Genomic DNA, 13,443 nt, shown 5'->3' with positions numbered 1-13,443 from the left:
AAAGCGCGGACGCGGCGTTAGCTGCGCATCCAGACGCGCACCAGGGACAGCAAGCGTTCAACATCAAGGGGCTTGGCGATGTAGTCGTTGGCGCCGGCCGCCAGGCATTTCTCCTGGTCGTCCTTCATGGCCTTGGCGGTCAGCGCAATGATCGGCAGGCGCCGCCATTCCGGCCGGTTGCGGATGTGACGCATCGCCGTGTAGCCATCCATCTCCGGCATCATGATGTCCATCAGAACCAGGTCGATCGCGGCCATGCCGTCCGAACCGGCGCGCTCCAGCGCATCCAGCGCCTCGCGGCCGTTGCGCGCAATTTCCACGCGCAGGCCGGTGGGTTCAAGAATGCTGGACAGCGCGAACACGTTGCGCACGTCGTCTTCCACCACCAGCACCGTACGGCCTTCCAGCGTGGAATCGCGGCTGCGGGCCAGCTCCAGCATCTGGCGATGCTCGGGCGGCAGTTCGGCTTCAACCTGGTGCAGGAACAGCGTCACTTCGTCCAGCAGGCGTTCGGGCGAACGCGCGTCCTTGATGATGATGGACTTCGAGAAACGGCGCAGGTGCTGCTCTTCATCGCGCGACAGCGCGCGGCCCGTGTACACGATGACCGGCGGAAACGACACGCTTTCCTGCTCGGCCATCTGCTCTAGCAATTCATAGCCGCTGATGTCGGGCAGGTTCAAGTCCATCACCACGCAATCGAACGTGGTGCCGCGCAGCAGTTCCAGCGCCGCGGCAGCAGTGGCGGCGGGCACGATTTCGACATCGTTACGCGCCAGCAGCTGGCGCACGCTTTCGCGTTGGCGGTCGTCGTCTTCCACCACCAGCACGCGTCGCACGTGTTGGGTGAACTTGGCTTCCAGGCGCCGCAAGGCTTCCACCAGCTCTTCGCGCTTGACGGGCTTGAGGGCGTAGCCGACGGCGCCCCGGCCCATGGCTTCCTGCGCGTAGTCCGCTACCGACACCACGTGCACGGGGATGTGGCGCGTTTGCGGGTTGCGTTTCAGTTGATCCAGGACGCCTAGCCCGGAAAAATCAGGCAAGTTCACGTCCAGCACGATGGCGTTGGGGCGCTTTTGCGTCGCAAGCTCCAGGCCGTCGGTGGCGGTGTGCGCCGTCAGGCAGCCAAAGCCCATTTCGCGGGCCAGGTCGGCAAGAATGCCGGCAAAGCGCTCGTCGTCCTCGATGACGAGAATGCTGCGTTCCGGCTGGGCGCTGTCACTGTCGCCGGCGGGCGCGGGGGTATCGGGCACCTTGGCGGCCGCCGGCGACTGCCGCGTTTCGACCGCGGCATACACCGGCTTGGCGATGCGGGGAAACGGCGCCACGCTGCTACGCGTTTGCGCGGGCGGCGGCGCGTTTTCCAGGCGCACCGGCACTTCCAGCGTGAAAACGCTGCCCTGCCCCGGTGTGCTGGCCACGGTCAGCTTGCCGCCCAGCAGTTCGGCCAGATCGCGCGAGATCGACAGCCCCAGCCCCGTGCCGCCGTACTTGCGATGCGTGCTGCCGTCTGCCTGCCGGAACGCTTCGAAGATCAGCTCTTGCTGCTCGGCCGGCACGCCGATGCCGGTGTCGTGCACCGCAAAAAGCAGGCGGTCGCGGCCCGCGCGCGAAACGCGCAGCGCCACCGTGCCGCGCTCGGTGAATTTCAGCGCGTTCGACAACAGGTTCTTCAGCACCTGGCCCAGGCGCTTGGGGTCGGTGTGCATAGCCGGCGGGACGGCGGAGTCGATATCCAATTCCAGCGCCAGGCCCTTTTCCAGCGCCATCGGCCGCAGGGGTTCCAGCAGGCGTTGCAGGGTCGAGGCGATGGTCACCTGCTCGACTTCCATCGTGGCCTGCCCGGCCTCGATCTTGGCCAGGTCCAGGATGTCGTTGATCAGCGTCAGCAGGTCGCTGCCGGCGGCGTAGATGGTTTGCGCGTACTTGACCTGTTCGGTGCTGAGGTTGCCGGGCTTGTTGTCCGACAGCAGCTTGGCCAGGATCAGCGTGGAATTAAGCGGCGTGCGCAGCTCGTGGCTCATGTTGGCCAGGAACTCGCTCTTGAACTGGCTGGCCTGCGTCAGTTGGCGGGCCTTCTCGGTCAGCGCGCCCTGCACCCGCAGCAGTTGTTCGGCTTGCGCTTCCAGGTTGGTATTGGTCTGCTCAAGCTCGGTCTGCTGCAATTCCATGCGCGCCTGCGATTCCTGCAGGATGCGGCTTTGCTGCTCAAGCTCTTCGTTGCTGACGCGCAGTTCTTCCTGCTGGGTTTGCAACTCTTCGGCCTGACGCTGGGTTTCTTCCAGCAGCGCTTCCAGGCGGGTACGGTCCTGGCCGGAGCGGATGGCCGAGGCCAGCATTTCCGAGGCGCCTTCCAGCAGGCCGCGTTCCACTTCACCCACCGGATGGTTAAAGCCCAGTTCGATTACGGCGTAGACGCGGCCGTTCATCATGGCCGGCGCCAGCACCAGTTCGGCCGGGTTGGAACGGCCCACGGCGGACGCCAATTCCAGATGGCTCGCCGGCACGTCGCGCACATGCAGCAGGCGGCGCGACGTGACGGCCTGGCCGGTCAGCCCTTCAGCCGGCAAGATTTTGCGTGCCAGTCGCTCGGGGGGCAAGGCGAACCCGCCGAACAGTTCAAGTTCGCCGGTGGCGCGATCCACCACGTAGCCCGCGCCCACCTCGGCGCCCAGGTACTCGGCCAGATAATCCAGCGAACGCTTGCCGATTTCATCCAGGCGCAAGTCGCCCTGCAAACGCATGCTGAGACCCGACAAACCGGTGGTAACCCACGACTGCCGCGCCTTGGCCTGGTATTCACGCACGGTCATGCCGGCCGACAGCGCAATCAGCGCCAGCAACAGGATCGAGCCGCCCCACGAGTAATAGGCCGACGTGATGGCCGCCGACGCCCAGGCGTCGCGCCCAGCGGCCAGCTCTTCCATCTGCCGCGCATAAAGGTCGCTGACCAGCTCGCGCAGGCGATCCATCGCGTCCTTGCCCGCGTCGGTACGCACCATGGCTATGGCGCCTTCCGCGTTGCCGGCCTTTTGCATGTCGATGGTTTCGCGCAGCTCTTCGAGCTTCTGGCGGGTGATGCCTTCGATGTCGTTGACGATGCGGCGCTGCGAAGGGTCGTCGGACGTGGCGGCCTTGATGATGGCCAGCCGCTGTTCAATCAGCGGCAGCGCGCGCAAATACGGTTGCAGGTAAGGCAGTTCGCCCGTAAGCAGGTACCCGCGCTGGCCGATCTCGGCATCCTTGACGGCCGAATTGAACAGGCTGAGCTGGCGCAACGTTTCCGTGCTGCGGTCCATTGCCTTGACGGCTTCGGTGCGGCTGTCGGTAGACCGCACATTGACGAAGGCGATCACCAAAGTGGCTAGCGCGGCCGTCAGGAATCCGACCAACAAAGTCCGAGGAAAGGCAGAACGGTTGGCAGGCTGCGACGACGATTTCGGCATGGTATCGGTGGCGGTTCAAGGTAGGGGCGAGTGCCGCTGCCCGACGACGCGGCGGCCCCGGAACATGAACGAGGCGCGGTCGTGGCTAACGGCCTTAAGCGCTGGACTATACCTGTTTTGAACGCGTCTCAACATGTGGAACAGAGCTGAAACCATCCACCCTGCCCGCGCGGCGAAACGCGGGCCGCGACTACGCCCCGCGCCACCGCTTTGCCGCTGGATTGCCTTACTGAACCCGCAGCTTGCCGTCCGCGATGATCTTGGCCCATTTGGCCTGCTCACCGGTCTGGAACGCCGTGAATTGCGCGGGCGTATTCGGCGTGTAGGCCAGGCCCAGCGCCTTCATCTTGGCGTTGACGTCGGGCTTGGCGATGATGGCCGCAATGGTCTGGTTCAATCGGTCGACAACGGCGGGCGGCGTGTTCGCAGGCGCGTAGATGGCCTGCCAGCTACTGACGTCAAAGCCCGCGACACCGGCCTCCTGCATGGTCGGCACGTCGGGCATGACGTCGGTGCGCTTGGCGGACGTGACCGCCAGCGCGCGCACCTTGCCACTTTGAACGTAAGGCAAGGCAACCAGCGCGGTTTCGAACGAACTGGGAATCTGGCCGCCGATCAAATCCTGGATGGCCGGCGCGCTGCCCCGATACGGCACATGCGTCAGATGCGCCCCGGTCAATTGCTTGAACACCTCGCCGGAAAGATGCTGCGACGTGCCTTGCCCGGCCGAGCCGAAAGCGATGGTGTCGGGGTTGGCCTTGCCGGCCGCCACCACGTCCTGCACGGTTTTGTACGGCTGGTTCGCGCCGACGAGCAGCACGTTCGAAATGCTGCCCAGCAAGATCACCGGCGCAAAATCGCGGGCGGCGTTGTAGTTGATGCCAGGCAACAGCGACGGGTTGATGGCGTGCGTGGCGATGGTGCCCAGCAGCAGCGTGTAGCCGTCCGGCTTGGCGCGCGCGACGGCGTCGGCGCCCAGCACTCCGCCCGCGCCGCCCTTGTTTTCCACCAGCACGGTCTGGCTCAGGCTGGCGCCGAGTTCCTGTGCGATGAGGCGCCCAAGAATGTCCGAGGTGCCACCCGCTGCAAATGGCACCACCAAGGTGATGGGCTTGGCGCGCGGCCAGTCGTCGGCGGCATGGGCCGAGGCGGCGGCCAGGGTGGTCAGGGCCAAAGCGGCGAACGTGCGGCGCAGCAGGGGGAATGCCTTCAAGCTTGTCTCCTAGGGGGTTCTTCTAGTCTTGTACGTTGTCGTATGACTTATGGAAAAAGGAGAATACTTCGTTGGCGGACTGCGTTTCAATCTAGGGTAATTCCGAATTCGGGGTGCCTCTATAGGCGGTGTCTCATAGGGACGACATGGGATTTTCGCTGCCATTGCATCGAACGGGTTGTATGTTGTACGATGACATACATCTACTCCAGGCCCAAGGATTTTTCCAGGCCGTCCCATGGTTCTACCCCCTCCTTTTTTATTGGATGACAGGCATGACGACTCCCCAGGAACTCAAAGAAATCGTATCGGAAGGTTTGCTGTCCTTCCCCGTGACGGACTTTGACCAGAACGGCGATTTCAACGCCAAGACCTACGCCGCGCGCCTGGAATGGCTGGCCCCGTATGGCGCCACCGCGCTGTTCGCTGCGGGCGGCACTGGCGAGTTCTTCTCCCTGGCGCCCCAGGAATATTCCGACGTCATCCGCACCGCCGTGCAGACCTGCGCCGGCAAGGTGCCGATCCTGGCCGGTGCAGGCGGCCCCACCCGCACCGCCATCGCCTACGCACAAGAAGCCGAGCGCCAGGGCGCCAAGGGCATCCTGCTGCTGCCGCACTACCTGACCGAAGCCTCGCAAGACGGCATCGCCGCGCACGTGGAAGAAGTCTGCAAGTCCATCAAGATCGGCGTCATCGTCTACAACCGCGCCCAGTCCCGCCTGTCGGCCGACAGCCTGGAACGCCTGGCCGAACGCTGCCCGAACCTGGTCGGTTTCAAGGACGGCATTGGCGACATCGAAGCCATGGTGCGCATCCGCCGCAAGATGGGCGACCGCTTTTCGTACCTGGGCGGCCTGCCCACGGCTGAAGTCTATGCCGCCGCCTACCGCGCGCTGGGCGTGCCGGTGTATTCGTCGGCCGTCTTCAACTTCGTGCCCAAGACCGCCATGGACTTCTACCGCGCCATTGCCGCCGGCGATTCCGACACCACCAACCGCTTGCTGGATGATTTCTTCCTGCCGTACCTGGAAATCCGCAACCGCAAGGCCGGCTACGCCGTCAGCATCGTCAAGGCCGGCGCCAAGCTGGTCGGCCACGATGCCGGCCCGGTGCGCGCGCCGCTGACCGACCTGACCGGCGAAGAGCTGGAAATGCTTAACGCCCTGATCAAGAAGCTTGGCCCGCAGTAAGCGGCCACGTACCCGCCGCTCGGCTGAGAAAGAACGCCCTCTGGTTTGAGGGCGTTTTTTTTGCTTACGCATCCCGCGCAACGAGCCATTGCCGAATACTCAGCCTGTATGTTGTCATACAGGTTGATGTTCTGAACGACCTTACCGTTGCCGTGTCGGCGTGAAAGCCCCTGGTCCGCGCCTTGTCCTGGCCTTCATCGCGGCCTCGATCGCCCCTTCGTACAAGCGGCCGCGATGCCCGGAAAGCGTACACTTGCGGCTCCGGACGCGGGCCTAACGCCCGCTGTAACTGCCCCACCCTATAAGAGAGACGATGGAAACTCCCGCCCGGCCCCGCCAGCGTTCGCGCCTGACAGACGTGGTCATCCAGGAACTGAACAAGCGCCTGGACGCCCGCACCTATCGCGCCGGCGACAAGCTGCCGTCGGAACATGCGCTGTGCGATGAATTCAACGTCAGCCGCACGGTCATCCGCGAAGCGGTTGCGTCGATGCGCCTGAGCGGCCGGTTGGTCAGCAAGCCCGGCATCGGCGTATTCGTCACCGAAGACCGCGAAAAGCCCATCGACTTTGTCATCGAACCCGCTACCGACCCGCGCTGGGCGCTGCACATCATGGAGTTGCGCGCCGGGCTTGAGGTCGAAGCCTGTGGCCTGGCGGCCGAGCGCCGCAGCGCCTCGGACCTGAGCGGCATCGTGGAAGCGTTCGACGCGTTCAACCGCGCCACGCGCGACATGGAAGCCGCCGTCAAGGCCGACTACGAGTTCCACCTGTCCATTGCCAAGGCGTCCAACAACCCGCACTTTCCCGCGCTGCTGCGCGCGGCGGTGCGCGACGTCATGCTGGACTTGAACATCAAGCACGGCGGCAAGACCCCCGAAGAGCTCGAAACCTACGAAACCCGCAACGTGCGCGAACACGAAGCCATCCTGACCGCCATCATGCGCCGCGACCCGGGCGCCGCGCGCGCCGCCATGGCCCGCCACCTGGGCGACAGCATCGCCCGATACCGCAAGTTGCTGTCGCAGGCGCCCGCGCAATAGAACGCCCGCCAGGGGAAACCGTGCCGGCGTTGTCACTGCCCGGCACGGAAATTACGGGAATCCCCTTACTTGCTGGCTTGTATGACAGCTGCCATCATACGTCTCATGACTTGACGGATTGAGCGCATGCCGGTTTTGCCGGCCCAAGCCCGACCAAGCGCCGTCCAAGCATGACTTTCGTTATGACCCTCGTTGTACAAGTACCGCCGATGAGTCCGATCCTATCTCTACGCACGACGTTCCAGCGCTACACGACGCGTATCCATCGGCATACCCCCTGACCTGAGCGCCTGAGCCGGTCAACCGCGCCCCTTCCGGGCCCGCTTCCCTTTCCTTCGCGCCTTCGCGTGCCCTACCCGCCCGGCCCCGGCCGGCGATCGGCTGCGCCTGCGCGACGGACCCCGCTTTCCCTTTCGCTTATTCCAAGCGTTTTCGACCCCTCCCCAGGAGCATTCTTCATGCGTAAGTTTCTGACCACCGCCGTTGCGGCGACTTTGCTGTGCGCCGCCTCTGGCGCGCAAGCCGGCGTGACGTTCGATGCCGTCAAGAAAAAGGGTTTCTTGCAGTGCGGCTTTGCCGGCATTCCCGGCTTCTCGGTGTTGGACAGCAAGGGCGAATGGACGGGGCTGGACGTGGACATGTGCCGCGCCGTCGCGGCCGCCATGTTCGGCGACGCTTCCAAGGTCAAGGGCAATGTGTTGACCGCGCAAGCCAAGTTCACCGCCTTGCAGTCCGGCGAGATCGACATGCTGTCGCGCAACACCACGCAGACGCTGACCCGCGACACCACGCTGGGCCTGATCGGCGTGGGCGTGAACTTCTATGACGCACAGGGCCTGATCGTCAAGAAGTCGATGAACGTGAAAACCGTGAAGGAACTGGACGGCGCGACGATCTGCGTGCAGCCCGGCACCACCACCGAGCTGAACCTGGCCGACTACTTCCGTAGCCGCGGCCTGACGTTCAAGCCCGTGCTGGTCGAGAACTACGACGAGAACTTCCGCCTCCTGGAATCGGGCCGTTGCGATGCCTATACCAACGACAAGTCCAACACCGCCGCCAACATGCGCACGCGCCTGGCCAAGCCGGAAGACTGGGAAATCCTGCCCGAAAATCTGTCCAAGGAACCCTTGGGCCCGATGGTTCGTCAGGGCGACGAGCAATGGTTCAACGTGGTGCGCTGGTCGCTGAACGCGATGCTGGAAGCCGAGGAATACGGCATCACGTCCAAGAACGTGGACGACATGCTCAAGAGCACCAACCCGAACGTGCAGCGCATCCTGGGCGTGACGCCGGGCATGGGCAAGAACCTGGGGCTGGACGACAAGTGGGCCTACAACATCATCAAGCAGGTGGGCAACTACGGCGAAAGCTATGACCGCGCCATGGGCAAGGACAGCCCGCTGAAGCTGGAACGCGGCCTGAACAAGCAGTGGACGCAAGGCGGCCTGATGTACGGCTGGCCGGTGCGTTAAGCCCCACCTGCTCTGCCTTAGCGACGGCGCAACCGCACTCTGGCAATACCCGCCGTCGCGGCATCCCGCCCTTGCGCGACTTCGCCCTGGTGCAAAGCCGCTTTTCTCTTTACCCGCAAGCCCGGCCATCGCACGGCCTGGTTTGCCCTTTTTACGTTGTAATCATGAACAGCATCGTCAATGCCCGCCTGAAACAGATCAAACCCTCGCCCAGCATGGCCGCCAAGATCGTCGTCGACGAACTGCGCCGCCAGGGCCGCGAGATCGCCGACTTCACGTTGGGCGAGCCCGACATGCCGACGCCCGCCCACATCGCGCGCGCCGGCCAGGACGCCATCGCCAGCGGCGACATCCGCTACACCAGCCCGAACGGCACCGTGGGCCTGCGCCGCGCCATCGCCAACAGCCTGCAACTAGGCCTGGGCGTGTCCTACGGCATGGACCAGATCACCGTGGGCGCGGGCGCCAAGCAGATCATCGGGGCCGCGTTGACGGCCAGCCTGGAACCGGGCGACGAAGTGATCGTGTGCGCGCCGTACTGGGTGTCTTACCCCGACATGGTGCTGCTGAACGAAGGCAAGCCCGTGGTTGTGACCGGCCCGGAATCGCAAGGGTTCAAGCTGGACGCCGCCACGCTGGAAGCCGCCATCACGCCGCGCACGCGCTGGTTGATCCTGAATTCGCCCAGCAACCCCAGCGGCGCCGTCTACAGCGCCGCCGAACTGCGCGCGTTGACCGACGTGCTGGTGCGCCATCCGCACGTCTGGATTCTTAGCGACGAAATCTACGCGCCCTTCTGCTATAGCGGCCAGGCGCATGCCTCGCCCGTGCAGGTCGAGCCGCAACTGATCGGCCGCACGCTGATCGTCAACGGCATGTCCAAGTCCTACGCCATGACGGGCTGGCGCGTGGGCTACGGCGCGGGCCCGGCCGAGCTGATCAAGGCCATGAGCACGGTCATGTCGCAAAGCACCTCGTGCCCCAGCGCGATCTCGCAAGTGGCGGCGCAGGCCGCTCTGGAAGGCGACCAGTCCAGCGTGACGCAGATGGTCGACATCTTCAAGGCGCGCCGCGACCTGATCGTGCGCCGCCTGAACGCCATTCCCGGCATCTCGTGCGCGATGCCCGACGGCGCCTTCTACGTGTACGCCAACGTGCAAGGCCTGATCGGCCGCACCGGCCCGGCCGGCGAACTGAAGACGGACCTGGACGTCAGCCTGTTCTTCCTGCGCGAAGCCGGCGTTGCCGTGATCGACGGCGGCTCGTACGGCTTGTCGCCCTACGTGCGGTTCTCGTTCGCGACGTCCACCGAAGTCATCGAACAAGGCATGGACCGCCTGGAAGCGGCCGTCAAAGTCTTGATGGCGGACTAAGTCGTGGCCAAGCACACCGCGCTATCCCCGGTGCCGCGGCCCGCGCACCGGGTTTCCTGGAACGACCCGGCCACGCGCGCGCTGGTCTACCAGGTGCTGGCCCTGACGCTGGTCGGGGCCGGTGTCTGGTTCCTGGTGCACAACACGCTGCACAACCTGTCGATGCGCAACATCGCCATGGGGTTCGGCTTCCTGGACCGCGAGGCAGGCTTTGCGATTGGCGAATCCGTCATCGCCTACGGCCCGGCGGACACCTATGGCCGCGCGATCTTCGTGGGCGTGCTGAACACGCTGCGCGTGGGCGTGCTGGCGCTGGTCGCCGCGACGATACTGGGCGTTTTCATCGGCGTCGGCCGCCTGTCGAAGAACTGGCTCGTCAAGAAAATCACCTCGGTGTACGTCGAGGTGATGCGCAACGTGCCGCTCTTGCTGCAACTGTTCTTCTGGTATGCGCTGATCACCGAAAACATGCCCGGCCCGCGCCAGGCGCACAACCCCTTGCCCGGCGTGTTCATTTCCAACCGGGGCCTGAAAGTGCCCGGGCTGGAAGGCGCGTCGCTGGACTGGGTGCTGGGCGGCCTGGCGCTTGCCATCGTGGCGATTCTGTTCCTGGGCCACTGGGGCACCAAGCGCCAGGAAGCCACCGGGCGCGCGTTTCCGTTGGGCCGCGCCGCCATCGGCTTGCTGATCGGCTTGCCCATCGTGGGCTGGCTGGCGGGCGGTGCATCGCTGACGTTGGACATGCCAGCGTTAAAGGGCTTCAACTTCGTCGGCGGGCTGACCCTGTCGCCGGAGTTCGTCGCCCTGTTCCTGGGTCTTACCGTCTACACCTCGGCGTTCATCGCCGAAGTGGTGCGCTCGGGCATCCAGGCAGTCAACAACGGCCAGTGGGAAGCGGCCGGTTCGTTGGGCCTGCCACGCGCGAAAGTGCTGCGGCTGGTGGTGCTGCCGCAGGCCTTGCGCGTGATCATCCCGCCGATGACCAGCCAATACCTGAACCTGCTCAAGAACAGTTCGCTGGCGGTTGCCATCGGCTATCCGGACATCGTGTCGGTCGTGAACACCACGCTGAACCAGACCGGCCAGGCCATCGAAGGCATCCTCATCATCATGGGCGCCTACCTGACGGTCAGCCTGTCGATCTCGATATTCATGAATTGGTACAACAAGCGCATCGCGCTGGTGGAGCGTTGATATGAGCAGCACTACGCATTCCTTCACCGACGCCCTGCCCCCGCCCAGCACCCAGGTGGGCGCGTGGGCCTGGGTACGGTCACGCCTGTTTTCGTCGCCGCTGAATATCCTGATCACGGTACTGCTGGCCTGGTTTTTGTTGATGTCGCTGCCGGCGCTGGTGGAATGGGCTTTCCTGAAGGCCAATTTCACCGCCACCAATGCCATGGAATGCCGCGCGTCCGTCGGCGGCGCCTGCTGGGCGTTCATCGTTGAAAAGCATCGGCTGATTCTGTTCGGCACCTATCCGTTCGACGAGCAATGGCGGCCGCTGATCGCGACGCTGATCCTGGTTGGCGTGATCGCGTGCAGCGGCATGCGCCGCTTCTGGAACGGCAAGCTGGCGCTGATCTGGACGGCCGGCCTGACGGCCGTGGCGCTGTTAATGTGGGGCGGCGTGTTCGGCCTGACCTATGTCGAGAACTCGCGCTGGGGCGGCCTGCCGTTGACGCTGATCCTGGCCACGTTCGGCATTGCGTTCGCCTTTCCTATCGGCGTGATGCTGGCCCTGGGCCGGCGTTCGAAAATGCCCGCCATCAAGGCGCTGTGCGTCGTGTACATCGAACTGATACGCGGCGTGCCGCTGATCAGCCTGCTGTTCATGTCGTCGGTGATGCTGCCCTTGTTCTTGCCCGAAGGCTTCACCATCGACAAGCTGCTGCGCGCGCAGATCGCCATCATCATGTTCGCCGCCGCCTACATCGCGGAAACGGTGCGCGGCGGCTTGCAGGCCATTCCGAAGGGGCAGTATGAAGGCGCCGATTCGCTGGGCCTGAATTACTGGCAGCAGATGCGCAAGATCATCCTGCCGCAAGCGCTGAAGATCGTGATTCCGCCGCTCGTCGGTATTTTCATCAGCCTGTTCAAGGACACGTCGCTGGTTGTCATCATCGGCATTTTCGATTTGACGCTGGCGGCCAAGGCGGCCCTGTCCGACGCGGCGTGGCGAGGTTTCGGGGTAGAGGCTTATCTCTTTATCTCGCTGATCTACTTCGCCTTTTGCTATTCCATGTCCAAATACAGTCAAGCGCTGGAAAAGCGCCTGGCCACCGGGCACGCGCGCTGATTGCGCCGCGTAGCCCCCGGTAAACTTTACGGAGACCAAGCATGTCGGATTCCATTATTCGATTGCAGGGCGTGAACAAGTGGTACGGCCAGTTCCACGTGCTGCGCAACATCAACCTGGACGTCGCGCCCGGTGAACGCATCGTGGTGTGCGGCCCGTCGGGCTCGGGCAAGTCCACCATGATCCGCTGCATCAACCGGCTGGAAGAACACCAGCAAGGGCAGATCATTGTTGACGGCACCGAGCTGACCAACGACCTCAAGCACATCGAGACCATCCGCCGCGAAGTGGGCATGGTGTTCCAGCACTTCAACCTGTTCCCGCACCTGACGGTGCTGGAGAACCTGACGCTGGGACCCATGTGGGTGCTGAAACAGCCGCGCGCGCAGGCCGAGGCCACGGCGATGAAGTACCTGGAACGCGTGCGCATCCCGGATCAGGCCAAGAAGTTTCCAGGCCAGTTGTCGGGCGGCCAGCAGCAGCGCGTGGCGATTGCGCGGTCCTTGTGCATGAACCCGAAGGTCATGCTGTTCGACGAGCCCACCTCGGCGCTGGACCCCGAAATGGTCAAGGAAGTGCTGGACGTGATGGTGACGCTGGCCCAGGAAAGCGGCATGACGATGATCTGCGTGACGCACGAAATGGGCTTTGCGCGCAAGGTCGCCAACCGCGTGATCTTCATGGACCGCGGCGAAATCATCGAGCAGAACAACCCGGATGCGTTCTTCGATAGCCCGCGGAACGAGCGGACACAGCTGTTCCTGAGCCAGATATTGCACTGAGGCGCCTCTTCATCAGCGTGACTGGCGTCGGTGCGCGTCTGACATGAAATGCCGTCCTTGATGAAGGGCGGCATTTTTTTAGGGCGAGTACGTGGCCTCGCCGCGAACGGTGCAAGTAGGTTGCAAGGGCGAATCGGGCGAATCGGGCGATGGGGAGGCTGGAAAAATCGCGAAGGGGCCGCGTAGCACTGATTGGCCACGATTTCGTAACCCTCCTATAGATACACGCCTGCAAGCAAGGGAACATGGTGGGTTTTACGCCTTCCTGTAGCGGGTGTTTCCGCTTCGACCATGACGACCGAACCCAGTCTGGAATCCCTGGTGCCGGAAATTCTCCGCATCGCTGATCAAACGCGCTGCGACGCGGCCCCCAGCGCCGTGGTCGCGTGCAAGAGCGAAGTCGCCATCTTGCCCCTGCGCTATGCCGTTGTGACCGACGCCGGCCCGGGCCTGGATACCTTGGCGCCTGCGCTACCGCCCCACCTTGCCGCCAATTTTCCGCCGCTACAGGGCAAGCACGCGCGCTACGCCGTACGCACGATGCGCAGAGGCTATCTGTACCTGTTCACGAAGCGCTACATGAAGGACTGGTTCTGCGAAAGTGCCTATCGCACCTATGACAC

General features: G+C 64.0%; 10 protein-coding genes. 8 read left to right on the top strand and 2 right to left on the bottom strand.

Annotation, left to right across the window (positions count from 1 at the left end; genetic code table 11):
• Positions 1–17: 17 nt before the first annotated feature.
• Together AC0Z35_RS07530 and AC0Z35_RS07525 are read right to left on the bottom strand one after the other, a co-directional pair.
• Positions 18–3,446 (bottom strand): response regulator, encoded by a 3,429-nt coding sequence (locus AC0Z35_RS07530; RefSeq protein WP_104145787.1) that lies wholly within the window; start codon positions 3,444–3,446, stop codon positions 18–20.
• Positions 3,447–3,672: 226 nt separating this feature from the next.
• Positions 3,673–4,659: a Bug family tripartite tricarboxylate transporter substrate binding protein gene (locus AC0Z35_RS07525; protein WP_485131670.1), complete on the bottom strand. Its 987-nt coding sequence runs from the start codon at positions 4,657–4,659 to the stop codon at positions 3,673–3,675.
• 275 nt (positions 4,660–4,934) lie between these two features.
• Between AC0Z35_RS07525 and kdgD the strand changes: the two genes are divergently transcribed.
• The 8 genes from kdgD to AC0Z35_RS07485 form a co-directional block, all read left to right on the top strand.
• Positions 4,935–5,849 carry a 5-dehydro-4-deoxyglucarate dehydratase gene (gene kdgD / locus AC0Z35_RS07520; RefSeq protein ID WP_046807056.1) on the top strand — a complete coding sequence of 305 codons (915 nt, stop codon included), beginning with the start codon at positions 4,935–4,937 and terminating at the stop codon, positions 5,847–5,849.
• A gap of 313 nt (positions 5,850–6,162) precedes the next feature.
• Entirely contained in the window at positions 6,163–6,891 is a 729-nt protein-coding gene (locus tag AC0Z35_RS07515) for a FadR/GntR family transcriptional regulator (RefSeq protein ID WP_046807055.1), read from the top strand.
• 458 nt (positions 6,892–7,349) lie between these two features.
• The gene (locus AC0Z35_RS07510; protein WP_046807054.1) at positions 7,350–8,366 is read left to right on the top strand and encodes an amino acid ABC transporter substrate-binding protein; all 1,017 of its coding nucleotides are present in this window, start codon (positions 7,350–7,352) and stop codon (positions 8,364–8,366) included.
• A 164-nt stretch (positions 8,367–8,530) separates the two neighbouring features.
• A complete protein-coding gene (locus AC0Z35_RS07505; protein WP_046807053.1) occupies positions 8,531–9,739 on the top strand; it encodes an aminotransferase class I/II-fold pyridoxal phosphate-dependent enzyme in 1,209 nt (402 codons plus the stop codon).
• Positions 9,740–9,769: 30 nt separating this feature from the next.
• Positions 9,770–10,933: an amino acid ABC transporter permease gene (locus tag AC0Z35_RS07500; RefSeq protein ID WP_485132122.1), complete on the top strand. Its 1,164-nt coding sequence runs from the start codon at positions 9,770–9,772 to the stop codon at positions 10,931–10,933.
• Position 10,934: 1 nt separating this feature from the next.
• Positions 10,935–12,038, top strand: coding sequence for an amino acid ABC transporter permease (locus AC0Z35_RS07495; RefSeq protein ID WP_046807051.1), 1,104 nt, complete (start codon positions 10,935–10,937; stop codon positions 12,036–12,038).
• 41 nt (positions 12,039–12,079) lie between these two features.
• Positions 12,080–12,820, top strand: a complete 741-nt coding sequence (locus tag AC0Z35_RS07490) for an amino acid ABC transporter ATP-binding protein (protein WP_319308440.1) — start codon at positions 12,080–12,082, stop codon at positions 12,818–12,820.
• Between the two features lie 291 nt (positions 12,821–13,111).
• A partial coding sequence (locus AC0Z35_RS07485) for a toxin VasX (RefSeq protein ID WP_485131669.1) occupies positions 13,112–13,443 on the top strand: 332 nt, incomplete at its 3' end.

The organism is Achromobacter sp. 1L-A-4-B-C2 (assembly GCF_057291955.1).
The sequence above is the reverse complement of the archived record's forward strand: the minus strand, read 5'-3'. Positions and strand labels throughout refer to the sequence as shown.